General features: G+C 73.0%; 22 protein-coding genes and 2 pseudogenes. 12 read left to right on the forward strand and 12 right to left on the reverse strand.

Annotated features, from left to right (window positions below; translation table 11 throughout):
* Positions 1-258: 258 nt before the first annotated feature.
* Positions 259-1,839, forward strand: coding sequence for an RICIN domain-containing protein (locus ACGF8A_RS18340; RefSeq protein WP_393109291.1), 1,581 nt, complete (start codon positions 259-261; stop codon positions 1,837-1,839).
* Between the two features lie 7 nt (positions 1,840-1,846).
* On the opposite strand, the gene hutI is transcribed toward ACGF8A_RS18340, so the two are convergent.
* From hutI to hutU, 4 genes are all read right to left on the reverse strand, one after another.
* Positions 1,847-3,049: an imidazolonepropionase gene (hutI, locus tag ACGF8A_RS18345; protein ID WP_393109293.1), complete on the reverse strand. Its 1,203-nt coding sequence runs from the start codon at positions 3,047-3,049 to the stop codon at positions 1,847-1,849.
* Positions 3,050-3,081: 32 nt separating this feature from the next.
* The gene (locus tag ACGF8A_RS18350; RefSeq protein ID WP_393109295.1) at positions 3,082-4,416 is read right to left on the reverse strand and encodes a formimidoylglutamate deiminase; all 1,335 of its coding nucleotides are present in this window, start codon (positions 4,414-4,416) and stop codon (positions 3,082-3,084) included.
* Entirely contained in the window at positions 4,413-5,615 is a 1,203-nt protein-coding gene (locus ACGF8A_RS18355) for an allantoate amidohydrolase (RefSeq protein WP_393109499.1), read from the reverse strand. Before ACGF8A_RS18355 ends, ACGF8A_RS18350 begins: the two co-directional genes overlap by 4 nt.
* Before the next feature lie 98 nt (positions 5,616-5,713).
* Positions 5,714-7,378, reverse strand: a complete 1,665-nt coding sequence (gene hutU, locus ACGF8A_RS18360; RefSeq protein ID WP_393109297.1) for a urocanate hydratase — start codon at positions 7,376-7,378, stop codon at positions 5,714-5,716.
* A gap of 196 nt (positions 7,379-7,574) precedes the next feature.
* On the opposite strand from hutU, the gene ACGF8A_RS18365 reads away from it, so the two are divergent.
* The 5 genes from ACGF8A_RS18365 (at position 7,575) to ACGF8A_RS18385 (ending at position 11,505) form a co-directional block, all read left to right on the forward strand.
* The gene (locus ACGF8A_RS18365; RefSeq protein ID WP_393109299.1) at positions 7,575-8,951 is read left to right on the forward strand and encodes a diaminopimelate decarboxylase; all 1,377 of its coding nucleotides are present in this window, start codon (positions 7,575-7,577) and stop codon (positions 8,949-8,951) included.
* Between the two features lie 147 nt (positions 8,952-9,098).
* On the forward strand, positions 9,099-9,545 hold the full coding sequence (locus tag ACGF8A_RS18370; protein ID WP_393109301.1) for a hypothetical protein: 447 nt from the start codon (positions 9,099-9,101) through the stop codon (positions 9,543-9,545).
* Entirely contained in the window at positions 9,542-10,516 is a 975-nt protein-coding gene (locus ACGF8A_RS18375) for a transcriptional regulator (protein ID WP_393109303.1), read from the forward strand. Before ACGF8A_RS18370 ends, ACGF8A_RS18375 begins: the two co-directional genes overlap by 4 nt.
* A gap of 112 nt (positions 10,517-10,628) precedes the next feature.
* Positions 10,629-11,114: a roadblock/LC7 domain-containing protein gene (locus ACGF8A_RS18380; RefSeq protein ID WP_393109305.1), complete on the forward strand. Its 486-nt coding sequence runs from the start codon at positions 10,629-10,631 to the stop codon at positions 11,112-11,114.
* A 16-nt stretch (positions 11,115-11,130) separates the two neighbouring features.
* Complete coding sequence (locus ACGF8A_RS18385; RefSeq protein ID WP_393109307.1) at positions 11,131-11,505, forward strand: hypothetical protein; 375 nt, start codon at positions 11,131-11,133, stop codon at positions 11,503-11,505.
* 9 nt (positions 11,506-11,514) lie between these two features.
* Here ACGF8A_RS18385 and ACGF8A_RS18390 read toward each other — a convergent pair whose 3' ends face one another.
* The 3 genes from ACGF8A_RS18390 to ACGF8A_RS18400 all read right to left on the reverse strand — a co-directional run bounded on the left by ACGF8A_RS18390 (position 11,515) and on the right by ACGF8A_RS18400 (position 14,664).
* Positions 11,515-12,096, reverse strand: a complete 582-nt coding sequence (locus ACGF8A_RS18390; protein WP_393109309.1) for a hypothetical protein — start codon at positions 12,094-12,096, stop codon at positions 11,515-11,517.
* Between the two features lie 202 nt (positions 12,097-12,298).
* Entirely contained in the window at positions 12,299-13,159 is an 861-nt protein-coding gene (locus ACGF8A_RS18395) for a MurR/RpiR family transcriptional regulator (RefSeq protein WP_393109311.1), read from the reverse strand.
* Positions 13,156-14,664 carry an aromatic amino acid ammonia-lyase gene (locus tag ACGF8A_RS18400; RefSeq protein WP_393109313.1) on the reverse strand — a complete coding sequence of 503 codons (1,509 nt, stop codon included), beginning with the start codon at positions 14,662-14,664 and terminating at the stop codon, positions 13,156-13,158. Before ACGF8A_RS18400 ends, ACGF8A_RS18395 begins: the two co-directional genes overlap by 4 nt.
* 315 nt (positions 14,665-14,979) lie before the next feature.
* On the opposite strand from ACGF8A_RS18400, the gene ACGF8A_RS18405 reads away from it, so the two are divergent.
* Positions 14,980-15,417 (forward strand): hypothetical protein, encoded by a 438-nt coding sequence (locus ACGF8A_RS18405; protein ID WP_393109315.1) that lies wholly within the window; start codon positions 14,980-14,982, stop codon positions 15,415-15,417.
* A 340-nt stretch (positions 15,418-15,757) separates the two neighbouring features.
* On the opposite strand, the gene ACGF8A_RS18410 is transcribed toward ACGF8A_RS18405, so the two are convergent.
* The gene (locus ACGF8A_RS18410; RefSeq protein ID WP_393109317.1) at positions 15,758-17,149 is read right to left on the reverse strand and encodes a cystathionine beta-synthase; all 1,392 of its coding nucleotides are present in this window, start codon (positions 17,147-17,149) and stop codon (positions 15,758-15,760) included.
* A gap of 215 nt (positions 17,150-17,364) precedes the next feature.
* On the opposite strand from ACGF8A_RS18410, the gene ACGF8A_RS18415 reads away from it, so the two are divergent.
* The 4 genes from ACGF8A_RS18415 to ACGF8A_RS18430 all read left to right on the forward strand — a co-directional run bounded on the left by ACGF8A_RS18415 (position 17,365) and on the right by ACGF8A_RS18430 (position 22,036).
* The gene (locus tag ACGF8A_RS18415) at positions 17,365-18,402 is read left to right on the forward strand and encodes an SGNH/GDSL hydrolase family protein (protein WP_393109319.1); all 1,038 of its coding nucleotides are present in this window, start codon (positions 17,365-17,367) and stop codon (positions 18,400-18,402) included.
* A 246-nt stretch (positions 18,403-18,648) separates the two neighbouring features.
* Positions 18,649-19,710, forward strand: a complete 1,062-nt coding sequence (locus tag ACGF8A_RS18420; protein WP_393109321.1) for an acyltransferase family protein — start codon at positions 18,649-18,651, stop codon at positions 19,708-19,710.
* A gap of 40 nt (positions 19,711-19,750) precedes the next feature.
* Positions 19,751-20,968, forward strand: coding sequence for an acetyl-CoA C-acetyltransferase (locus ACGF8A_RS18425; RefSeq protein WP_393109323.1), 1,218 nt, complete (start codon positions 19,751-19,753; stop codon positions 20,966-20,968).
* Positions 20,969-21,247: 279 nt separating this feature from the next.
* Complete coding sequence (locus ACGF8A_RS18430; protein WP_393109325.1) at positions 21,248-22,036, forward strand: hypothetical protein; 789 nt, start codon at positions 21,248-21,250, stop codon at positions 22,034-22,036.
* Positions 22,037-22,085: 49 nt separating this feature from the next.
* On the opposite strand, the gene ACGF8A_RS18435 is transcribed toward ACGF8A_RS18430, so the two are convergent.
* A complete protein-coding gene (locus ACGF8A_RS18435) occupies positions 22,086-22,397 on the reverse strand; it encodes a hypothetical protein (RefSeq protein ID WP_393109327.1) in 312 nt (103 codons plus the stop codon).
* A gap of 94 nt (positions 22,398-22,491) precedes the next feature.
* On the opposite strand from ACGF8A_RS18435, the gene ACGF8A_RS18440 reads away from it, so the two are divergent.
* Positions 22,492-22,719, forward strand: coding sequence for a DUF4287 domain-containing protein (locus ACGF8A_RS18440; RefSeq protein ID WP_141311429.1), 228 nt, complete (start codon positions 22,492-22,494; stop codon positions 22,717-22,719).
* A 107-nt stretch (positions 22,720-22,826) separates the two neighbouring features.
* On the opposite strand, the gene ACGF8A_RS18445 is transcribed toward ACGF8A_RS18440, so the two are convergent.
* The 3 genes and pseudogenes from ACGF8A_RS18445 to ACGF8A_RS18455 all read right to left on the reverse strand — a co-directional run.
* The gene (locus ACGF8A_RS18445) at positions 22,827-23,729 is read right to left on the reverse strand and encodes a Bax inhibitor-1/YccA family protein (protein WP_393109329.1); all 903 of its coding nucleotides are present in this window, start codon (positions 23,727-23,729) and stop codon (positions 22,827-22,829) included.
* 224 nt (positions 23,730-23,953) lie between these two features.
* Positions 23,954-24,324 (reverse strand): annotated as a pseudogene (locus tag ACGF8A_RS18450) (FAD-dependent monooxygenase); the annotation flags it as partial.
* Positions 24,325-24,388: 64 nt separating this feature from the next.
* A pseudogene (locus tag ACGF8A_RS18455) lies at positions 24,389-24,778 on the reverse strand (hypothetical protein); the annotation flags it as partial.

Raw genomic sequence — 24,778 nt, forward strand, 5'->3', positions numbered from 1 at the left:
ACCGGGCCGGGGTGAGATCGGGCCGGTGCTACCGGACCGCCAACAGGCTTTCCGTCCGGCGCCCTCGGGCGCCGGACGCGCCTTTTCGTCTCCGCCGCGTCGCCTCTCCCGCCACCCCTCCCGGAGTCCCACCCATCTCATTACCCTCGGTAACATCTTTCCCCGCAGGCCCCTCTCCACCACTATGGTCAGCCTCCAAACTGGCCGGTACGTCAGGGACTTGGCCGGGCTCCGGCGGGGACGCGAGGAGGCGGGTGGATGGCTCGGCCCGAGGAAACCGACAACGGCGCGGCGGACGGCGGGCATTCCGGCGCGCCGGACGCACGGCTGACCGAACTGCTGCGCGCCGGCACCGCCGCCGCCTACCCGGCGCTCCAGGAACTGCGCGCCCGCCACCGCGAGTCGGTCCTCGCCTATGCCCGGCTGTGCACGACCGGCGACTCGGCGGCGCGTCAGCTGGCGGCGCAGGCGTTCACACTGGCGGCCCGGAAGGCGGCCCACGGAACCGATCCGGCCACCCCGTGGCGGCACCAGCTCCTGCTGCTGACGGCCCGGGCGGCCGCGACCTGGGCCGAGGGCGGCCGCTCGGCGGCGCTCGACGCGGGCCTGCTGCTGGTCCTCAGCACGGGCGGACCCGGCGGGCCCGTGCCGCCCATGCTCGCCGCGTACAAGGCACTGCCGGACCGCTCCCGCGGCCTGATCTGGTACGGCCTCGTGGAACAGGAGAGCCCCGAGCGCACGGCCGTACTGCTGGGCATCACCCGCGAGGACGTGACGTACGGCATCGAGCCGGCGCTGGGCGCGCTCGGCCGGTCCCTGCTGCGGGCCCGGCTCGCCGCCTCCGAGGACCCCGCGTGCCAGGACTTCCGGCGCCTGATCGAGGAGTCGGTACGGCCCGGCTCGCCCCGGCACAGTCCCGACCTGGCCACCCACATGGCGCGCTGCCCGCACTGCGCCACCGCACACGAGGAGCTGACCGCCCTGCGCGACGCCCCGCGGACCGCGCTGGCGGAGGGGCTGCTGCCGTGGGCCGGCGCGGCGTACGCGGCGCGGGCCGGCGGCGCGCCGGACGCGGGGAACGCGTCGCGGCTCACCGGCGCGCCGGGCCCGGACGGCGCTGGGGTGCGGGAGCGGGCCCGGCGGGTCGCGCTGGCCTCGGCCGGACTGGGGGTGGCGCTCACTCCGCTGCTGTTCTTCCTGCTGTCGCCCGGCGACTCCCCCGCCGGGAACGCCGCGCACCACATCGGCGCCACCCCGCCGCCGGTGACGGTGACGGCGACGGTGCCGGCGCCCCACGCACCGCCCTCACCTTCGCCCACGAGGACCGCCGAGTCGCCCTCCCCGACGGCGAGTCCGTCACCGTCGCGGACGGCCCGGCCGCCGGAGCCGTCCCCGACCCCGCCGCCGTCCCCGCCCGCCCATCCGCCGGGCAGCGCCTACGCGCAGGTCGTGAACGTCGCCTCGGAGCTCTGCCTGGACATCCGGGACGGGGAGCTGGACAAGGGCGTGGACGTGATCACGGCGCCCTGTGCGCCTGCCGTCACACAGCGCTGGAGGGTGGACACCGGGCGGGGTGTGCTCCAGTCGGCCGCCGACCCGGAGTACTGCCTGGACAGCCGGGGCTCGACGGACCGGGGGGTCGGGATCTGGACCTGCTCGTCCGTCGAGGGCAGGAACGCCCGGAACCTGATGTTCCTGGTCGACGGCGCCGGACTGATCCGGCCCGCCCTCGACCAGGAGACGGCGGTGACGCCGGACGGCGACGGCGGGCTGGACCTCCGTTCGCTGGACGACTCGGACGGGGATCCGGACCAGCGGTGGCGGGCGGGCGCGGCCTGACGGGACCTCAGCAGACGCGCCTGCCGCGCCGCCACACCCCCGTCACCAGGGGGACGCCCGGCCGGTAGGCGAGGTGGACGTGGCTCGGGGCGTCGAGGAGCGCGAGGTCGGCGCGGGCGCCGGGGCTCAGGCGGCCGATGTCGTCGCGGCGCAGGGCGCGGGCGCCGCCCGCCGTGGCGGACCAGAGCGCCTCGTCCGGGGTCATGCGCATGTCCCGTACGGCGAGCGCGATGCAGAACGGCACGGACGAGGTGAACGACGACCCCGGGTTGCAGTCCGTCGACAGCGCCACGGTGACACCCGCGTCGAGCAGCCGGCGGGCGTCCGGCCACTCGGCGCGGGTGGAGAACTCGGCGCCGGGAAGCAGGGTGGCGACGGTGGAGCCGCCCGCCAGCGCGTCGACGTCCGCGTCGGTGAGGTGGGTGCAGTGGTCGGCGGAGGCCGCGTCCAGCTCGACGGCGAGCTGGACACCGGGGCCGTACGTCAGCTGGTTGGCGTGGACGCGCGGATGCAGGCCCCGGGCCTTGCCCGCGGTGAGGACGGCGCGGGCCTGGTCGCCGTCGAAGGCGCCCTTCTCGCAGAAGACGTCGATCCAGCGGGCGTACGGCGCGCAGGCGTCGAGCATCTCGCCGGTGACCAGGGCGACGTACGCCGCCGGGTCCTCGGCGTAGTCGGGGGAGACGACGTGGGCGCCGAGGAAGGTGACCTCGTCGGTGTGGGCGGCGGCGATGCGCAGGGCCCGCGACTCGTCCTCGACGGTGAGGCCGTAGCCGGACTTGGTCTCGAAGGTCGTGGTGCCCTGGCGCAGGGCCTCGGCCAGGTGACGGGTGAGATTGGCTTCGAGTGCCGCGTCCGAGGCGGCGCGGGTGGCGGCGACCGTGGTCCGGATGCCGCCCGCGCTGTACGCGCGGCCGGACATACGGGCGTTGAACTCCTCGGTGCGGTCGCCCGCGAAGACGAGGTGGGAGTGGGAGTCCACGAAGCCGGGGATCACCGCACGGCCGCCGGCGTCGACCCTGTTGTCAGTGGCGGGTGCTTTGCTTGATTCACCGGTCCACGCGACGCGGTCGCCGTCGATGACGACGGCCGCGTCCCGGATCAGGCCCAGGGGGGATCCGTCACCGAGGGAGGGGTCGTTGGTGACCAGTGTGGCGATGTTGGTGATGACCGTCGTGGTGCCGGCGTCGGTGCTGGTGGCGCTGCTGCTCATGGCGTCCTCGTGGGGGCTCGGGTCGGCGGTCGTCAGGCGCGCAGGGCGTCGACGGCTTGCGCGAGTGCCTGCGGAACATCGGGTACGAGGGTGTGCGCCCCGTCGCGTACGACATGCCGCCCACCCACGACCGTATGGCGCACGTCCGCTGCCGTCGCGGCGAATACGGCCGTCTCGGCGCCGAGTCCGGGCAGCGGCCCCGCGGTTCTGACCGAGTCGAGCGCGATCGTCGTGAAGTCGGCGAGCGCGCCGGGCTCAAGGGTGCCCGCGTCCGCCCAGCCGAGCGCGGCATGTCCGTCCGCCGAGGCGGCCCGCAGCAGGGCGGCGGCCGTCCAGTGACCGCGGGTGCGGGTGCGCAGTCGTTCGTTCAGCTCCATGGCGCGCGCCTCTTCGAGCAGGTCGACGACGGCGTGGCTGTCGGAGCCGAGGCTGAGGGGGGAGCCCGCCTTCTGGAGGGCGGCGGCCGGGCCGATGCCGTCGGCCAGGTCGCGCTCGGTGGTGGGGCACATGCAGGTGCCGGTGGAGCTGCCGCCGATCAGGGCGATGTCCTCGGCGGTGAGGTGCGTGTTGTGGACGCCGGTGGTGCGGGGGCCGAGGACGCCGTGGTCGGCGAGGAGCCGGGTGGGGGTGCGGCCGTGTGCGCCGAGGCAGGCGTCGTTCTCGGCGGTCTGCTCGGACAGGTGCACATGCAGCGGGGCCCGCCGCTCCTCGGCCCACCTGGCCACGGTCGACAACTGGTCCGCGGGCACGGCCCGCACGGAGTGGATCGCCGCACCGATCCGTGCGTGATCCCGTTCCTTGAGAACTGAACAGCGTTCGGCCCACTCCTCGGCCGTCCCGTCGGAGAAGCGCAGCTGGTGGGCGTTGGGCGGCTGTCCGAAGCCGGCGGAGAGGTAGCAGGTGTCGAGGAGGGTGATGCGGATCCCGGCCTCGGTGGCCGCCGCGACGAGGGCCTCGCCCATGGCGTTGGGGTCCGCGTAGGGGGTACCGCCGTGGGCGTGGTGCACGTAGTGGAACTCGCCGACGGCCGTGACGCCGGCGAGGGCCATCTCGGCGTAGGCGGCCCTCGCCAGCGCGTGGTAGGTGTCCGGGGTCAGCCGGTCGGCGGTGGCGTACATCACCTCGCGCCAGGTCCAGAAGGTGCCCGAGCCGACCTGCACGACGCCGCGCAGGGCGCGGTGGAAGGCGTGGCTGTGGGTGTTGGCCAGGCCGGGAAGGGTGAGGCCGCGGAGGATCTCGGCACCGGGGGGCGGGGCCCCGGTGTCCTGGCGGACCGCGGTGATCCGGCCGTCCGCGGTGTCGACGGCGACTCCCGGCTCGACACAAGTGCCGAGCCAGGCGTGCTCCAGCCAGTACGTCCGTGTCACGCGCGGGCCAGCCCTTCCAGTACGTCGGCGAGTGCGTTCACTCCGGCCACGCAGTCGTCCTCGGCCGCGAACTCGGCCGGGGAGTGCGAGACGCCGGTGGGGTTGCGCACGAACAGCATGGCGGTCGGGATCGTCCCCGACAGGATTCCGGCGTCGTGTCCGGCGCCGGTGCCCAGGACGGGGACCTTGAGGCCGGTGTCCTCGCCGAGGATGCGGGCGAGTTCGTCGCGCAGGGCGTGGTCGAACTCGACGACCGGCGTGAACGACTCCTGGACGACGTCGAGGTCGACGCCGTGCGCGTCGGCGTGACTACGGGCCGCCCGCTGGATCCCGGTGACGACGGTGTCGAGGGTCGCCTGGTCGGCCGCGCGGGAGTCGAGCCAGCCGCGCACCAGGGAGGGGATGGCGTTGACGCCGTTGGGCTCGACGGCGATCTTGCCGAAGGTGGCGACGGCCTGCGCGAGGTGGGCCTCACGGCGGGCGGCGAGAACGGTCTCGGCGTACGGCAGCATGGGGTCGCGCCGGTCCACGAGCCGGGTGGTGCCCGCGTGGTTGGCCTCGCCCCGGAAGTCGAACCGCCACCGGCCGTGCGGCCAGATGGCGCTGGCGACGCCCACCCGGTCGCCGGACAGGTCGAGGGCGCGGCCCTGTTCGACGTGCAGCTCGACGAAGGCACCGATGCGGGCGAGCCGCTCCGGGTCCGCTCCGATGGCGCCGGGGTCGTACCCGGCGGCCTCCATGGCCCGCGGCAGCGTGATCCCGTCACCGTCGGTCAGGCGATGCGCCTGCTCGACGGTGAGCTGCCCGGCGGCGAGCCGGGAGCCGACGCAGGCGAGGCCGAACCGGGCGCCCTCCTCGTCACCGAAGTTGACGACGGCCAGAGGCCTGGCCAGGCGCACGCCGCGGCCCCGGAGTTCGTCGAGCGCGGCGAACGACGACACGACCCCGAGGGGCCCGTCGAAGGCCCCGCCGTCGGGCACGGAGTCGAGATGCGACCCCGTGACGACGGCGTCCCCCTGCGCCGGATCCCCGAGCCAGGCCCACTGGTTGCCGTTGCGGTCCAGTTCGTAGACCAGCCCCCGCGCCTCGGCCTGCGCCCGGAACCAGTCCCGGCACTCGGCGTCGGCACCGGTCCAGGCGTAGCGGCGGTAGCCACGGGTGCCGGGGTGCCGGCCGACCGGGAGCAGCTCGCGCCACATCTCCTGGAAGGAGGCGCCGCGCGGGGCGGCGGGTGCCGGGGCCGCCGACGGACCGCCGGTCGTCACCGCACCGTTGCCCTGTTCGCCCTCGTCACGCGTCACGCCTGGTCACCCTCACACATCGGCACCCGTACGCCCCGCTGCGACGCCACCGACTCGGCGATGCCGTAGCCCGCGTCGACGTGCCGCACGACGCCCATCCCGGGGTCGTTGGTGAGGACCCGGCGGATCTTCTCGCCGGCCAGCGCCGTGCCGTCGGCCACCGTCACCTGGCCGGCGTGGATCGAGCGGCCCATGCCGACGCCGCCGCCGTGGTGCAGGGAGACCCAGGACGCTCCCGAGGCGACGTTCACCATCGCGTTCAGCAGCGGCCAGTCGGCGATCGCGTCGGAGCCGTCGAGCATCGCCTCGGTCTCGCGGTACGGGGAGGCGACGGAGCCGCAGTCGAGGTGGTCGCGCCCGATGACGATCGGCGCGGCCAGCTCCCCGCTCGCGACCATGTCGTTGAACCGCTCGCCGGCCTTGTCCCGCTCGCCGTACCCGAGCCAGCAGATCCGGGCGGGCAGGCCCTGGAAGTGGACGCGCTCGCCGGCCATCCTGATCCAGCGGGCGAGGGACTCGTTCTCCGGGAAGAGGTCGAGGATCGCCTTGTCGGTCCGGGCGATGTCGGCCGGGTCGCCGGACAGCGCGGCCCAGCGGAAGGGGCCCTTGCCCTCGCAGAACAGCGGGCGGATGTAGGCGGGGACGAAGCCGGGGAAGGCGAACGCGCGGTCGTATCCGGCGAGTCGGGCCTCGCCACGAATGGAGTTGCCGTAGTCGAACACCTCGGCGCCGGCGTCCATGAAGCCGACCATCGCCTCGACGTGCCGGGCCATGGACTCGCGGGCCCGCGCGGTGAAGCCCGCCGGGTCCTTCGCCGCGAAGGACGCCATCTCGTCGAACCCGACGCCCAGCGGCAGATACGCCAGCGGGTCGTGCGCCGACGTCTGGTCGGTCACGATGTCGATGGGGGCGCCCATGGCCAGCAGTTGCGGGACGAGTTCGGCGGCGTTGCCGAGGACTCCGACGGACAGCGGGCGGCGCGCGTCGCGGGCCTCGGTGGCGAGCTGGAGGGCGTGGTCGAGGGAGTCGGCCCGCACATCCAGGTAGCGGTGCTCGATGCGGCGCTCGATGGCCCGCGGGTCGCAGTCGACGCAGATCGCGACACCGTCGTTCATGGTCACGGCGAGCGGCTGGGCACCGCCCATGCCGCCGAGTCCGGCAGTCAGGGTGATCGTCCCGGCCAGCGAGCCGCCGAACTTCTTCGCGGCGACCGCGGCGAAGGTCTCGTAGGTGCCCTGGAGGATGCCCTGGGTGCCGATGTAGATCCAGGAACCGGCGGTCATCTGCCCGTACATGGTCAGGCCGAGGGCCTCCAGGCGGCGGAACTCCTCCCAGTTGGCCCATTCGCCGACGAGGTTGGAGTTGGCGATGAGGACACGCGGCGCCCACTCGTGGGTCTGCATGACGCCGACCGGGCGGCCGGACTGGACGAGCATCGTCTCGTCCTGCTTCAGGCCCCGCAGCGTGCGCACCATCGCGTCGAAGGACGGCCAGTCCCGCGCCGCCTTGCCCGTGCCGCCGTAGACGACGAGCTTGTCGGGGTGTTCGGCGACCTCCGGGTCGAGGTTGTTCTGCAGCATCCGCAGGGCAGCCTCCTGCTGCCAGCCCAGGGCGCTCGGCTGCGTTCCGCGCGGCGCTCGTACGGGGCGGGGTCCTGACATGGTCTGCCTCCTGGTGATGGCTCGCGGGTCCCTGCGGGATGTCACTGGATGTTGCTAAGGTTATTCACATCCTGGCGAGATGAATAGAGCTAGTCAATAGAGGGGTGCCCCGGCACGGCGCCGGCCCGGATGTTTGGCTTGGTGCATGGACCACGGGCAGCGAAGCGACAGGGTTACCGGCAGAACAGGGAGCCACATGGACGACGTCCTCGAAGACCGGGCGGGCGACGAGCGGGCCGCACGGCGGGACGAGGCGGTGCGGGCCGCCGTGGAGCAAGGGCTGCTGGGCCCGGACGCTCCCCTCGCCGGACTGCTCGACGTCACCGGCATCCGGCGGTCGGCGGCGGAACTGCGCGCGGCGTTCGACGCGGTGACGGCGCCCGGCACGCCCGTGCTGCACGCCTTCGCGGTGAAGGCGTCCCCGCTGGTCCCGGTGCTGCGACTGCTGCACGACGAGGGCATCGGCGCGGAGGTGGCCAGCCCGGGCGAGCTGGAACTGGCCAGGGCGGCCGGGGTGACGCCCGAGCGGACGGTGCTGGACTCGCCCGCGAAGACCCCGGCGGAGCTGCGCCAGGCGCTGGCGCTGGGCATCGCCGTCAACGCGGACAACCCGCAGGAGCTGGCCCGCCTCGACGCCCTGATGCGGTCGGCGCCGAGCCGGTCCCCGATCGGGATCCGGGTGAACCCGCAGGTCGGCGGCGGTTCCATCGAGGCGCTGTCCACCGCCACGGCGACCTCGAAGTTCGGCGTGGCACTGCGGGACGAGGGGGCGCGCGCATGGGTGATACGGGCGTACGCCGAGCGTCCCTGGCTGACGCGGCTGCACGCGCACACCGGGTCGCAGGGCATCCCGCTGTCACGGATGACCGAGGGCGTGGCGGCGACGTACGCGCTGGCGGAGGAGATCAACCGGCGGATCGGGCGGCCGCAGGTCGACACGCTCGACATCGGCGGCGGGCTGCCGGTGAACTTCGCCTCGGAGACCACGACACCGACGTACGCGCAGTACGCGCGGATGCTGAAGGAGGCGGTGCCGGGTCTGTTCGACGGGCGGTACGGGCTCGTCACCGAGTTCGGGCGGTCGCTGCTGGCCAAGCACGGCACGGTGGTGGCGCGGGTGGAGTACGCCAAGAGCGCGGGCGGCCGGCCGGTGGCGGTGACGCACGCGGGCGTGCAGGTGGCGACGCGGACCGTGTACGCGCCGGGGTCGTGGCCCCTGCGGATCGCCGCGTACGACGGCAAGGGGCGGCCGAAGGAGGGGACGCCGGTGGTGCAGGACGTGGCGGGACCGGCCTGTTTCGCGGGCGACCTGCTGGCCGAGGGCCGCGAGCTGCCGCTGCTGGAGCAGGGTGACTACGCGGCGGCGCTGGACACGGGCGCGTACTACTTCGCGCACCACTACGCGTACAACTCCCTGGCCCGCCCCGGTGTCTACGGTTTCGTCCCGGACGGCGTGGGGGGCGTTGCCTTCGCGACCGTACGCACCCCGCAGACGCTCGACGAGATCGTGGCCGAGTCCGGCGGGGCGCACGCGGGCACACTGAGCGCGCTTCCCGCACCGCCGCAGGGGTGATCAACTTGCCGGGAAACGGCGACAGTTGACCCACATTAGCCACTCGCCGCATGTTCCACCGGAAAATGCCAGAACGCTCACCTGCCGCACACACGTTGCGTAGTCTCTGGGTCACTCAGCCGAACCCAGGCAGGAGGGGAGTCCAGGGTGCCCGGAATCGACGAGTGCTTACTGGAAGCCATGCGGCTGCCCGGCGCCCGGGGGGCCGCGCTGGTCGACTGGACGAGCGGACTGGCGCTGGGCACCGTCGGCGAGGCGCCGGGCGGTGACCACGAGGCGGCGGCCGCCGAGGCCGCGGAACTGGCCCGGCTGGCCGCCGAGCAGCGGGCGTTCGCGCCCAGGAGCGACGCGGACGGCGAGGGCGGCGAGAACGGCGAGTACGGCGAGAACGGCGAGTACGGGGCGGAAACCGCCGACCCGCCGGTCGAGGACCTGATTCTCAGCAACCGGGACAGCTACCACGTCCTGCGGTTCGTGCGCACGTCGTTCGACAGCAGCGTCTTCCTGCACCTGTGGCTGGGCCGGGCGGACGGCAACCTCGCGCTGGCCCGGATCCGGCTCGGCGAGATGGCCGGACGGCTGGTGCTGGGATGACCATGGTCGGCACCACCCCGCCCCCCGGACTGCCGATACGCGACAAGGCGGCCCGCCACCGGGCCGGCGGCGTCTCCCCGATGCTCACCCGCCTCGCGGCCGAGCGCGCCACCGGCGTCCTGGTCCGCGCGAGCGGCACCCTGTACCTCGCCGAAGGCCGGGTGGTGCACGCCGAGAGCCCTCTCGCGCCCGGCCTGGACATCCTCCTCACGGCCCACGGCACCCTCGACGCCCGGCACTGGCAGGCCGCCGTCGACCGGGCCGACCAGTCCGGCGACGCCGACCGCGCCCTCTTCGACGGCGGCCGGCTCGCCCCGGGCGCCCTTGAGCTGTGCCACCTGAGCGCGCTCTACGACGCCGCCTACTTCGCCCTCGCGCCCAGCAGCACGCCGGGCCGCTTCCGGTACGGCCCCACACACTGGCTCGGTTCGGTGCACCCGGTCCCGGTCGGCTCCGTCGAACAGGAGACCCTGCGCCGCCGTGCCCTGCTGCATCGCATCTGGCCGGACCCGGCGACCGACAGCGCACCGCTGGAACGCCTCGACACCGCCGCGGCCCCCGCGGTGCCGCCCCGGCAGAGCGCGGTCCTGGCACGTGTGGACGGCCTGCGCACGGCCACGGACATCGCCCGCGCCCTGGGCAGACCGGCCTTCCACACCCTGGTGTCCATACGCCGTCTGGCCGCGGCCGGCCTGGTGGCACCCCGCACACCACACCCGGCCACGGACGGCGCCTCCTGGCCGGGGCACCGGACGCCGGGCGATCCCGCCGCCGGGCATCCCGATCCCGCAGGCCCCGCACCGCCGGCGCCCGTCGCCCAGGGCCGGCCGTCCCCCGTCGGCGCCCCACCTGCCGGTGCGCTCACCCCCCGCACCCCCGCCCGCACGACGAGCATCCCCCTCGGGCTCCCCGCCGAGCACCCCGACATCGCACTGCTGAAGAGGGTCAGGGATGCGCTGGAGGCCCTTTGAACGGCAGCAGCCGCGACAGCCCGCGCAGGGACCGCCGGCGCCGGGACAGCTCGCACCACGACATGCGACACCGCGGCAACCGCCTCGACCGCCCGCCGAGAGGAGAGCCCTGATGGCGGTGGAACCCCCGATCCTCGACGAACTGCACCGGCTGAGAGCCCGCGTCCCGCAGCTGACCGGCGCCCTCGCCGCCAGCGTGGACGGCCTGGTCATCGCCCATGACACCCCCGGCGTGGAGCCGGAGGGGCTCGCCGCGCTGACCGCCGCCGCGCTCGGCGTCGCGGTACGGGTCACGGACGCGACCGGCCGGGGGGACCTGCGCGAACTGCTGGTGCGCGGCATGCGCGGCTATGTGGCGACGTACTCCGCGGGCCACACCGCCGTGCTGACCCTGCTCGCCGAGGACCGCGTCAACGTCGGCCGGCTGCACCTGGAGGGCCGCCGCACCGGCGCCCGGATCGGCGAGCTGGTCGACGCCCTGCCACCGGTCCCGCTCGCACTCCCGGCGAAGCCCGAGACGGCCCCCACGACGCGGCAGAAACCCGTCCGCCGGACTCCCCGCACCCCCACGAACACACCCACCACCACGGAAAGCTGAGAGGAACACCACCACCATGGCCAACACCGAGATCACTCTGAAGGAAGCCCTCACCTCGATCGAGGGCGCCACCGGAGTCGCCCTCGTCGACTACACCACCGGCATGGCGCTGGGCACGCTGGGCGGCAGCAAGACCTTCGATCTCAACGTCGCCGCCGCCGGCAACACCGACGTGGTCCGCGCCAAGATGCGCACGATGGAGCACCTCGGGCTCAAGGGCCAGATCGAGGACATCCTGATCACCCTGACCGACCAGTACCACCTGATCCGCCTGCTCAGCGGCCGCAGCGGCAACGGGCTCTTCCTCTACCTCGCCCTCGACGCCAAGCGCGCCAACCTCGCGATGGCCCGCCACCAGTTGCGGCGGATCGAGTCGGAACTCGAGGTCTGACAAAGCCGCTCAGACCGGCGCGGCGGTACGGCGACGCGAGCCACCCGGTGCCGCGTCGCCCGCCGCGACGCCCGTGCTGCGGTACGCCTTGACGGCCTTGCCGGCCGGGCGGCCGCCTCGGCGCAGCCAGTCGACGCGCACCCACAGCAACGCCTCGCCGGCCCGCTCACGCCGCCCGAGCCACGCCGCCTTCAGCCACAGCCCCGCACCGCATCCGGCGAGCAGCATGCCGCCGGCGGCGGGCGCGGCCAACGAGCCGCCCAGCGCGGCGAGGAAGGCGAGGAGCAGCCACCAGCGGTGGCCGCGCCGCCAGTTGCGCACGGTCACGGCGCGGTCCTGGAGCACGTCGTGCTTGGCGGCGCGGGCGGCGCCGCGGGCGAGGTCGGCGTACCGCTTGCGGCGCGGGTACGCCACCAGGGCAGCCGCCAGGATGAACAGCACCGCCCCGGCCAGGACGCCGATCCGGCGCCCGGTCAGTCCCGGCACCAGCGCCCCGGCACCGGCCGCGCACACCCCGAGCCACCACAGCGGCGCGGCCCCCGCCCGTACGACGCAGGCCACCCGGGCCAGTCCCTGACCGCCGCGCACCATCTCCCGCCTCCCGTCCCATGTCCCATGCCGTACCTGGTCCTTGGACGGGCAGGCTAGCGAGGCGAGGTGAGACGAGTCTGAGAAGCCGCGGGACGGGGCGGGCGCGGTCCGGGACTGGCCCGGGTGGCCTGCGCGGCACCGAAGGACCGCGGGCGGCGGCCTCCGGCGGCCACCTTCCGGTACTGCTGCCGGCGCCGGCCACTCACTCCACGAACAGCCCCCGCGCCGCCGCCCGCGCGTCGAACTCCTCCAGCCGCGCCTGCGCGTCCGGCAGGTCGTCGCACATCGCCTCCAGCAGCACCCGCCCCAGCAGCATCGGCGCGCAGGCCGTGTCGAAGGCGAGCCCGGTGCCGACGGCGGCGGGCAGCAGCAGGTCGGACACCTTCGCGACCGGCGCGAACGCCGAGTCGGCGACGGTGACCACCGTCAGCCCGGCCTCCTTGGCGTAGGCCAGCGTGTCCACCACCTCGCGGGGGTGCCGGGGCAGCGCGAAGCACAGCAGCGCCGAGGCACCCGCCCGTACGGTCCCGTCGATCCGGTCGTGGATCATGGTGCCGCCCTCGTGGAGCAGCCGGACGTCCGGATGGACCTTGGCGGCGAAGTAGGCGAACCCGTACGCCTGGGAGGCCGCCGCCCGCAGTCCCAGCACCGGCAGCGGGCGGGAGGCGGCCAGCAGCCGCCCGGCCTCCCGCACGGGGCGGGGGTCGGCGAGCAGTTCGGCGAGGTGCTTGAGGTTCTCGATCTCGGCCTCGACGGCCTGCTGGTACTCGTTGTACGACGCCGCGCCGGCCGGCTGCTCGACGGGCGCGACCTCCCGCAGGTGCCGGCGCAGTGCCGGGTAGCCGTCGAAGCCGAGGGCGACCGCGAAGCGGGTGACGGACGGCTGGCTGACCCCGGCGAGTTCGGCCAGCTCCACACTGGACAGGAACGGCACGTCGGCGGCGCGCCGTACCATGCTGTGCGCGATGCGCCGCTGTGTCGGTGTCAGCCGGTGTCCCTCGAACAGCGCCTGCAACCGGGCGGCCGGGCTGTCCGGCCCCCCTGTGCTCATGTCCCCGCTCATGACGTGCTCCCCCTCCAGATGTCCGTGAACCGGTCGAGCAGGCCGGCCGCCGCCGTCACGTCGTGCGTGAGCGGCCGGTCGGCCGGGTCCGCGTCCAGCACCGACTCGGCGAGCTCCAGCGCCCGGCCCACCGGCAGGTCCGGTTCGGGGCGCAGGTCGCGCTGGCGCAACGCCCTTACGGCGGCGACGAGTTCGCAGCCGACGACGAGACGGTACGCGTCGCACGCGCGCAGTGTCTGACGTGCGGCGAGGGAGGCGAAACTGGCCTGTTCCTCGACGCCTCGGGAGAGTACAGCGTGGCCGAGCGACGCGGGTGCGGAGAAGGCCCGCAGATCACCCAGGGCGGCCCCGGCGGCGTACTCCAGGATCATCACGCCGGAGGAGGCGGGCTCGTGGTCGGCGAGGAAGGGGCGCAGGCGGGTGTAGGCGGGCTCGTTCAGCGTCGACAGCCGGGACGTGGACAGGCGGGCGACCTGCGTGACGGCGAGCCGGAAGTGGTCCAGGGCGAGGGCGAGTTGGGCCTGGTAGAAGCCGCCGTGGTGGTAGGCGGCCAGGTCCTCGGGGGAGATCAGCGGGTTCTCGGCGGCCGCGTTGATCTCGACGGTGAGGACGTCCTCCAGGGCGTCGGCGGCGTCGTGCGCGGGGCCGTGTATCTGGGGCAGGCAGCGGAAGCCGTACGGGTCCTGGATCCGCCCGAGTGGCGGGTGCGGCCGGTCGGCGGCGCCGATAAGCCACCGCATCCGGCGGGCGACGTCGGCGGTGCCGCGGTGCGGCCGGGCGGCGTGCACGGGAGCGGCGTAGGCCTCGTGCGAGCCGTCCACGGCCAGCAGGGACAGGGCGGCGACGACCTGGGTGGCGGCGAGCAGGCCGCGCAGTTCGTGCAGGGCGAGCGCGGACTGGCCGAGGGTGAGGGCGTTGCTGCTGATCAGCGCGAGCGCGTCGTTGTTGTCCAGCGGCTGCGCCCCGGGGGCACCCGCTCCCCGCCAGGGGTGTTCGCCGGCCAGCGCGAGCCCCATCTGGGCCAGCGCGGCGATGTCGCCGGTGCCGACCGAGCCGAACTCGTTGACCACCGGGTAGGCCCCGGAGTCCAGCGCCTCGCACAGCGCGGTGACCACGGACGGCCGCAGTCCCGCGCCGCCCGCGAGCAGCTGGTTGGCCCGGACGGCGAGCATCGCCCGCACCTGCCGCGCGGGCAGTTCCTCGCCGATGGCTCCGGCGTGGCTGCGCAGCAGCCGCAGTCCGTGCGCGGCGGCGGCCTCGGTCGGCACGTCCTCGTTCCGGTTGGCGCCGACTCCGGTGGACCGGCCGTAGACGCGCCCGGTCGCGGCGATCATGCGGGCGGCGTTCCAGGACTCCTCCGCCCGCTTCATCGCCTCGGTCCCGGGCACCGGGCGCGCGGTTCCGTCGGCCAGCCGGACGACGTCCGCGACGCCCGTCCCGCGCCCGTCCAGCACCACGAGGGCGGTCACGTCGCCCGCCGGAATGTCCACGGTCCGAGATGACATCACGCGCAGAACCTCCTCAACCCGGACACCCGCTCTCGCCTGCCGGTCACCCGCCATGACGGATGACACCGGAGCTTCGACGGCCTATTCAGACATCAAGAACTCTGCATGACGTTATACAGGCCGGGCAAGGGCATCTCATGATCCCGTCCGACGCGGGCCTTGCGGCCGGCGACGGCGGGAGGCGGCGGCGGGAGGCGGCGGGCCGGCCGGCCACGCCACCGCAAGGCCCTGCCGGACCACCGGCTGCCCCCGCCGCCGACACGGGGGCTACCCCCAGTGCGACCGGCGTCCGCGCTCCTTACCGTGAAGCGCATGAGCGGAACGGACGCGCGGGACACCGAGCTGAAGAAGGAACTCGACGCCACCCTGCAGGCCCGCAGAGAACTGGGCGAGGAGTACGACTCCGCGCTGGTCGACTCGTTTCTCGAGAAGGTCGAGCAGCGCATCGACGGGGCCGTGGAGCGCCGTCTGCGGCGCCGGCTGGCCGAGCAGCAGATGGTGACGGCCCGGGACGCGCGCTCGCCGAGGCCGACGGACTCCTGGGGCGAGCGCTTCGGTTTCGGCATCGTCTCGCTGGTCCTGGCGGTGCCGCTCTCGGCGATCGGCGGCGGTGTGGCCGGCCTGCCCGGCCTGCTCGTCGCCTGGGCCGGCATCGTCGGCGTCAACGCCTTCCAGGCGGCCCGGGTCAACCCGGGGCTGTTCGGCGGGCGGCGCCACCGGTCCGGGCAGGACGGCGACTGGGAGGACTGACCTCCCGGGGAGGAGTTGTGCGCGGGAACCGCCGCACCCCCGTTGCCGGGGGGCGGGACGACGGCGGTCCCCGCGAGGGACGCGGGCCGGGTCAGGACCGGGCTTGCGCGTCCGTGGCGTCCATGGAGGTCCGGGAGCCGCTCCGGAGGTTCCTGGCGCCGTTCGGGCCGGCCCGGGCGGGGAGCCGCTCCCGCCCTGCCGACACCCACCAATGTGCCGGACCCGTGTTAAGCGGGTGCTGCGCGGACGTGACGCGCTCGTACCACTTCCGCGAAGTCCGCAAACGCGCACGTCACCGCGAGTTCGCCGCCCTCACGGCCCGTTCACCGGCGGTTCGCCGTCACTTCTTCGTGCTCCTGGCCAGGAAGGCCAGCAGGTCCTGGCGGCCGATCACTCCGGTCGGCTTGCCCTCGACCAGGACGATCGCCGCGTCCGCCGTACCGAGCACGGACATCAGGTCCCCGACCGGCTCGCCGGAGCCGACCTGCGGCAGCGGCGCCGACATGTGCTTCTCCAGCGGGTCGTCGAGCGAGGCGCTCTGGGTGAACAGCGCGTCCAGCAGCTCCCGTTCCACGACCGAGCCCACGACCTCGGCGGCCATCACGTCCGGGTGCCCGGCGCCCGGCTTGACGATCGGCATCTGCGAGACGCCGTACTCGCGCAGCACGTCGATGGCCTGGCCGACCGTCTCGTCGGGGTGCATGTGGACCAGGGACGGGATGGCGCCGCCCTCCTTGTCGTTCAGCACGTCGCCGACGCGGGCGCTCGGGCCGGCGTCCTCCAGGAAGCCGTAGTCCGCCATCCACTCGTCGTTGAAGATCTTGCTGAGGTAGCCGCGCCCGCTGTCCGGGAGCAGCACGACCACCACGTCGTCCTCGCCGAGCCGCTCGGCCACCCGCAGCGCCGCGACGACGGCCATGCCGCAGGAGCCGCCCACCAGCAGGCCCTCCTCCTTGGCCAGGCGCCGGGTCATCTGGAAGGAGTCCTTGTCGGACACGGCGACGATCTCGTCGGCGACGGTGCGGTCGTACGCCGTCGGCCAGAAGTCCTCACCGACGCCCTCGACGAGGTACGGACGCCCGGACCCGCCCGAGTACACCGAGCCCTCGGGGTCGGCGCCGACGACCTTCACCCGGCCGTCGCTGATCTCCTTGAGGTACCGGCCGGTCCCGGAGATGGTGCCGCCGGTGCCGACGCCGGCGACGAAGTGGGTGATCCGCCCGTCGGTCTGCTGCCACAGCTCGGGGCCCGTCGAGTGGTAGTGGGAGAGCGGGTTGTTGGGGTTGGAGTACTGGTCCGGCTTCCAGGCGTTCGGCGTCTCACGCACCAGCCGGTCGGAGACGTTGTAGTACGAGTCGGGGTGCTCGGGAGCGACGGCCGTCGGGCAGACCACGACCTCGGCGCCGTACGCCCGCAGCACGTTGATCTTGTCCGTGGACACCTTGTCCGGGCACACGAAGATGCACTTGTACCCCTTCTGCTGCGCCACGATCGCCAGCCCCACGCCGGTGTTGCCGCTGGTCGGCTCGACGATCGTGCCGCCGGGCTTGAGCGCGCCGCTCTCCTCGGCCGCCTCGATCATGCGCAGGGCGATGCGGTCCTTCACCGAACCGCCGGGGTTGAAGTACTCGACCTTGGCCAGGACGGTCGCCCTGATGCCCTTGGTCACGTTGTTGAGCCTCACCAGCGGGGTGTTGCCGACGAGACTGATCATCGAGTCGTGGAACTGCACCGTTGTCTCCGGATGCCGCAGAAGTAGTGGTCTGGGTGATGCCGCCAGCCTATGGCCTGACCGTCGGGACGGACCTCAGGAAACCCGCAGCGGGTGATCACACGGCCGGACGGGTCCTGCGCCCGGTCACCGCCGTTCACGCGTCGTTGAGATTGGCGGGGGCTCGCTTCGGGGCAAGGAGTGGATGTACGGGTGCGAGGAGGTGGCGGCGACGCATGACAAGGATGTCCAGGGCGAGGGTGGCCCGGCGCATCGCAGCCGGGGCGGCGTACGGCGGTGGCGGCATCGGCCTGGCCGGTGCGGCGGTCGTCGGTCTGGTGCTGGCCGAGGTGCAGCTGGCCCGGCGCCAGGTGGGCAACGGCTCGACGCCGTACGTGCCGAACGCGGACGGGCGGTACGGACAGACGTACGACACCCCGGGTGCCCCGCCCCTGCTGCTGACCATACTGGGCGATTCCACCGCCGCCGGCCAGGGCGTGCACCGGGCCGGCCAGACCCCGGGCGCGCTGCTCGCCTCGGGCCTCGCGGCGGTCGCCGAACGCCGCGTGGACCTGCGCAACGTCGCCCTGCCCGGCGCGATGTCCGACGACCTGGACCGTCAGGTGACCCTGGCCCTCGCGGACCAGGACCGGATCCCGGACATCTGCGTGATCATGGTCGGCGCGAACGACGTCACCAACCGCATCCCGGCCACCCGCTCGGTGCGGCACCTGTCGTCCGCGGTACGACGGCTGCGCACCGCAGGCGCCGAGGTGGTCGTCGGCACCTGCCCCGACCTGGGCACGATCGAGCCGGTGCAGCAGCCGCTGCGCTGGCTGGCCAGACGTGCCTCCCGCCAGTTGGCCGCCGCCCAGACGATCGGAGTCGTCGAGCAGGGCGGCCGCACCGTGTCGCTGGGTGACCTGCTGGGTCCGGAGTTCGCCGCGAACCCGCGTGAGCTGTTCGGCCCCGACAACTACCACCCGTCCGCCGAGGGCTACGCCACCGCCGCGATGGCGGTCCTGCCGACGGTCTGTGCCGCGCTCGGCCTGTGGCCGGAGGAGGAGCGCCCGGACGTCTCCCGCCGCGAGGGCTTCCTCCCCGTCGCCCGCGCCGCCGCCGAGGCAGCCTCCGAGGCGGGCACGGAGGTCACGGCCGCCCTGCCGACAGGGCAACGGGGTCCGTGGGCCCTGCTGAAACGCCGCCGCCGGCGCCGGGTGCAGGAGCCCGACGCGGCCCCGCCGGAGCGGACGGGCCACTCGTCCCCGCCGTGACCCGCCCCGACCGCGCCCGATGCGGCCCGCACCCGGGCCGCGTCCCCTTTCGTACACGCAGCGTTCACCCCAGGAGCCGCCCGGCGTAACCCCAGCACTCCCGGACGCGACGAAGGTGACCTCTTCACTGTCACTTCACTGTCATGCGTCTGTCAGGAGCACAAGGCCGCGATGGAAAAGCCGCTTCCGAGAACCGCAGGCTCCCCGAGCCGGATCCGAAACCCCTGGTGGGACAACACCCGGTTCGTGTCCGCCGCACTGATCGTGGTCCTGCACACCATCGGCAGCATCATGAGCCGCCACGACTCGCTGCACGCCTTCAACGTCGCGACCTGGGCCTTCCGCGTCCCGATGTTCGTCGTCCTCGCCGGGGTCTTCAGCAGCGCGGGGCCGCTGGGCGCTCGCCATCTGCGCACGCTGCTGCGCAACATCGCGATACCCGCCCTCCTGTGCAGCCTGCTCTACTCGCTGGAGGTGTACGCGCTCGGCGGCCCGTTCCGGCTGCACATCGCCCAGCTGCCGTGGACGCTGTGGTTCCTGATGTCGCTCTTCTTCTGGCGGCTGCTGCTGCCGCTGGTCGTGCAACTGCGCCACCCGCTGCTGATCACCACGATCGTGTCACTGGGCGTGGGGTACCTGGAGGAGTTCAACCTGCTGTTCTCGGCCAGCCGGACCCTCGTGTACCTGCCGCTGTTCTACCTCGGCTGGCGGCTGGGCCAGGGCATGCTGCGGGAGTGGTTCGACAGCCGCTGGAGCCTGCCGGTCGCCGTGGGCGGCATCCTCGCCTGGTTCACCGTGGCCTGGCTGTGGCACGCCGAGCTCAAGGGCAACTGGACCTCCATGCGCCACCCGTACGTCGCCGACACCCAGCTGGGCCTCGAAGGCGCCTGGCTGATCCGGCTGGCCCTGCTCGCCACGTCCGTGGCCCTCGCGCTGTGCCTGCTGCGCGTGATGCCCAGGAAGCGGCTCCCGCTGATCTCCGCGCTGGGCGCCGGCGGCTTCACCATCTACCTGCTGCATCCGCTGATCATCCTGCCGGTGCGGGAGCTCGGCGTGATCCAGCGGGCCGACACCCGCCTGGAGCTGGCCGGCCTGGTGCTGGCGGCCGTCCTGCTCGCGGCAGCGCTCGGGTCCCCGTTCGTGCGCCGGCTGGCGCAGCCGCTGACCAGGCCGCCGGTGGACTGGCTGTTCGCCCCCCTGCCCGCCCAGCAGACGCCGGCGGCTCCGTCCGATACGCTAAGCAAGCGCTTGGAAAAGAGGTCCGCGTCACACGAGGATGCCGGTGACCGGCAGCCTACGTACGGGTAACTTCCCCCGTGCACCCCTTCCCACGTCGTCTGGAGCCGTGATGCCCGAAGCCGTGATCGTCTCTGCCGCCCGCTCCCCCATCGGCCGCGCCGTCAAGGGCTCCCTCAAGGACCTGCGCCCCGACGACCTCACCGCCACGATCATCCAGGCCGCCCTCGCCAAGGTCCCCGAGCTGGACCCGAAGGACATCGACGACCTGATGCTCGGCTGCGGCCTGCCCGGCGGCGAGCAGGGCCACAACCTGGGCCGGATCGTCGCCGTCCAGATGGGCATGGACCACCTGCCGGGCTGCACGGTCACCCGGTACTGCTCCTCGTCGCTGCAGACCTCCCGGATGGCCCTGCACGCCATCAAGGCCGGCGAGGGCGACGTCTTCATCTCGGCCGGCGTCGAGACGGTCTCCCGCTTCGCGAACGGCAGCTCCGACATCCCGACCGCGCGCAACCCGCTCTTCGCCGACGCCGAGGCCCGCACGGCCGCGGTCGCCGAGTCCGAAGGCTCGACCTGGCACGACCCGCGCGAGGACGGCCTGCTTCCCGACCCGTACATCGCGATGGGCCAGACCGCCGAGAACCTCGCCCGGCAGTGGGGCGTGACCCGGCAGGACATGGACGAGTTCGGCGTCCGCTCGCAGAACCTCGCCGAGGAAGCCGTCAAGAAGGGCTTCTGGGAGCGCGAGATCACCCCGGTGACCCTCCCCGACGGCACGGTCGTCAGCAAGGACGACGGCCCGCGCGCCGGCGTCACGATGGAGGGCGTTGCGGGCCTGAAGCCGGTCTTCCGCCCCGACGGCCTGGTCACCGCCGGCAACTGCTGCCCGCTCAACGACGGCGCCGCGGCCCTGATCATCATGTCGGACACCAAGGCCCGCGAGCTGGGCCTGACCCCGCTCGCCCGGATCGTCTCCACCGGCGTCTCCGGCCTGTCCCCCGAGATCATGGGCTACGGCCCCGTCGAGGCGTCCAAGCAGGCCCTCGCCCGCGCCGGCCTGACCATCGACGACATCGACCTCGTCGAGATCAACGAGGCGTTCGCCGCCCAGGTGATCCCCTCCTACCGCGACCTGAACATCCCGCTGGAGAAGCTGAACGTCAACGGCGGCGCCATCGCCGTCGGCCACCCCTTCGGCATGACCGGCGCCCGGATCACCGGCACGCTCATCAACTCCCTGCAGTGGCACGACAAGCAGTTCGGCCTGGAGACGATGTGCGTCGGCGGCGGCCAGGGCATGGCGATGGTCGTCGAGCGCCTCAGCTGATACCCGCACCCCCTCCGTGACGGGGGCGGCACCCCACGTCACGCATTGGCCCAGAACTCCGCAAGCACCGGGGTTCTGGGCCGTTTTGTGACCCAATCTCCCCCAGGATGTGACCTATCTCCCTCGCCACAGGAATCACCGCAGGTCAGGGCCGTACCGCACCAAACATTCGCCCCAAAGGACTGTCCGTTTCGTGACGTTACGCACTGACAGCTGGTTAGTTCACCCATCAAGCTGATGTAGGAAGTCGGGGGTCGACCTTGAACCGGGAGTACGTCAGTGAGCGCCATGCCGATCGCCCTGCTGGTCACCACGGCCGCCACAGGCGCCGTGGGCGTAGCCGTCCTGCGCACCCTCATGCAGTTGCGCCGCCAGGTCGCGGCCCTGCGGGATGAGCTTGCCGCGGGCCGCGCCGCCACCCATGCCCTGCTGCCCGCCGCCCGCACCCCGGCCGACGCCGACGAGATACGCGCCGCCGTGACGGAGGCGCTGGCCGAGGAACGGGAGCGGGAACTGGCCGAGGCCCGCGCCTTCTGGGCCGCCCAGGAGGCACGTGACGTCTCCGACGCGCCGTCACCGCTCGGCCTGACCGAGAACGACCTGTTCCTCCCCCGGCAGGCCGATTTCGCGGGCCTGGAGCCGCTGGAGCCGGTGTCCGAGGCCGCCGCGGAACCCGAGGAGTTCGCCGGCGACTCCGCCGAACTGGCCGCCGCCCGCCGCCGCCACCCCTCCCACCCGGACTTCACACCGGCCCCGTCACCGGCCGTGGGCGACCACGAACGCACGGTGTCCGTCCTGGAGGAACTGGCCACGTCCCGCGTCGAGCTGACCGACGTCCGCCCCGGCCCCCTCGGCACCCTCGACGTCTACGTCTTCGCCGACGGGACGACCCTGTGCATGACCCCCGGCCACCGCGAGACCGCCGAGCGCCTCGCCGCGGCCCTCCGCTGCGGGGAGACCCCGACCCTGCTCGGTGGCTCGGGCATCTCCGGCGCCTACACGCTGACCTTCACGTGCGGCGGGGAGACGGTGTACATCCTGGCGGACCGGGTCATCGCGTCGCTCTAGCGGACGGACGGTGACCCGGGACGCCGGTCCCCCCGGTCGGTCCCCTCGGTCAGACCCCCGCCCGTGTCTGGGCCTCCGCGACCACCCGCACGGCCTCCTCCACCTCGGCCTCGCTGGTCAGCACGACGGCCAGATCTCGCCCCGCGACACTGATCTGGTCGGCCGCGGCGAACATCCCCGCGTCCGGCATCTCCCGCGGCTCACTCCCCGGCTCCTCCACCGACTGCGTCCACCGGGCCAGCGCTCTGGCCAGCGCCAACGCCTCCGCCGCGGCCCCCCGCTGCAACCGGCTCTGCGGCGCCGCCCTCAATCGATCGGCAAATTGATCAACCGCACTGATCAGACGCGTCGTATCAACCACGCCGGCAGGCTACCCGCACTGTTGCCAACGGACGAACGCTCAGGCACGGTGACCTGAAGGACCGGCTTACACCCGATTGCATCCGGAGGCGCCGATGTCCCAAGTCTTCTCCGAGGAGACCCATCGCAATCTGCTCGCCCGTATCCCCCATTGCACCGGTCGTGAAGTATCCGACTGGCTGCGCACCGTCGAGGAAGGCCCCGCTCTCCGCTTCGAGGAGAAGGTCAGCTGGCTGCGTCACGAATACGACCTCGCGTACGGCCACGCGAAGGCGATCATCCACGAGTACGACCTGAGGAGGGCGGCGCGCAAACTGCTCTGAGCGCGCACCGGACAGCGAAAGGGGCCCCTGGAGAACCCGAGGCCCCTTCATACGTCCTCCGCGTCCCGCGCGACCTCACCGGCATCCGGTCAGCCGCGCGGTGCCGGTCAGTCGTCGCCGCTGAAGATGGCGACCAGACGGAGCATCTCGATGTAGATCCACACCAGCGTCAGGGTCAGGCCGAAGGCGGCCAGCCAGGACTCCTCGCGCGGCGCACCGTAGGCGATGCCGTCCTGGATCTGCTTGAAGTCCAGGGTCAGGAAGAACGCGCCGAGCACGATCGCGATGATGCCGACGATCGCACCGAGCGGGCCCATGCTGCGCAGTCCGCCGTCCTCGGCGACGCCGAAGGCGACGAGCAGGAGGTTGACGGCCATGACCAGGACGAAGGCGATGGCGATCGCCATGCCGATCCGGGCGTAGCGCGCCGTGACGCGGATCCACCCGGCCTTGTAGATGAGCAGCGTCGCGCCCGTGACCGCCATGGTGCCGAGCACCGCCTGAAAGGGCGCGCCGGACCACCGGGTGTTGAACATCTCGCTGATCACGCCGAGGAAGACACCCTCGAACGCGGCGTAGGACAGGATCAGCGCGGGCGAGGCCTTGCGCTTGAACGACTGGACGATCGCCAGGACGAAGGCGATGATCGCTGCGCCGATCGCCAGGCCGTAGCTGCTGGAAGACACCGGCAGCAGCGCCCAGGCGAGGACGGCACCGACGACGACCGTGCCGAGCGTCATCGCCGAGCGCATGACGACGTCGTCCATCGTCATCCGGTCGGTGCCGGCGGGCGCCTGCGGCGGCGCGCCGTACTGGAGGTCCTGCTGCGCGTACGGGTTCTGGGCGTACGGGTTACCGGCGCCGGGCTGGGCGTGGGGGTTACCCTGCGCGTACGGGTTGCCCTGGGTGCCAACAGCTGCGCCCCCGGCCTGCGGCGCGGTGTTGAAGCCCGCGTAGCCGTTGTCGCGGCTGAACCCCCGTCGCGAGAAGACCGGGTTGCTGCTCCTCATTTCACTCCTCCATGGCCACCCTGCGTAGCCTTGGCTCAAGAGTAATAGACAGGCAAAGGAATGACCCTAGTGCTTGGGGAGGATCTTTCCCCCTCGTGCTGAGCAACACGCTAACCGGATGCGTGATTCCCGCCGACGGAGGGTGTCATTCCTGACGAACCCGGTACATGCCCGGAACCGACCGGTGATCAGACCGGACGGCCGGTGCGCGCCGGCCGGGTGAGTCAGTGCGGCGGGAATCCGGTGTACCCCTCCGCCAGATCGGTCTCGGCGGCCCGCGAGGAGGCGATCCGTTCCAGCCGGGCGAGCCCGTCTCCTTCTGGTGCGTCAGGGCCCGCGCGAAGACGACGACATCACCGACGGTCAGGTTGAGCCACTTGGCGCCGGTCGGCGGCACGATGTGCGCGGCGTCACCGGCGAGGAAGAGCCGGCCGTGCCGCGTCGGCTCGTGCACGAAGGAACGCATCGGCGTCACCGACTTCTGGGTGAGGGGCCCGCGCCCCAGCCGCCAGCCGTCGGCGGTCTCGAAGCGGCGTTCCAGCTCCGCCCAGATCTCCTCGTCGTCCCACTCCCCGGCGTCCGTGCCGTCCGCAACGGCCGTGCACGCGACGAGTCCCCACCACCTTTCGGTGGCGGGGACTCGCAGCTCTCTCCCTCACTTACTCGCTCATGCCCTCACCGGAGTCGGAGCCGCCCATGTCGCCGCCGCCCATGTCGCCGCCGTTGTCGGAACCGCCCGTGTCGTCCGCGTCACCGGCGCCGGGGTCGACCTGGACGTCGTCCGTACCGGTGTCGGTGCCGTCGTCCGTGCCGGCGTCGGTGTCGGTGTCGGTGCCGTCATCGGTGCCGTCATCGGTGCCGTCATCGGTGCCGTCATCGGTATCCGTGTCCGTACCGGTGTCGGTGTCGGTGCCGTGGTCCGTACCGGTGTCGGTGCCGTCATCAGTGCCGGTGTCCGTGTCCGTACCGGTGTCGGTGTCGGTGCCGTGGTCCGTACCGGTGTCGGTGCCGTCATCAGTGCCGGTGTCCGTGTCCGTACCGGTGTCGGT

The organism is Streptomyces sp. NPDC047706 (assembly GCF_043204795.1).
GTDB lineage: Bacteria > Actinomycetota > Actinomycetes > Streptomycetales > Streptomycetaceae > Streptomyces.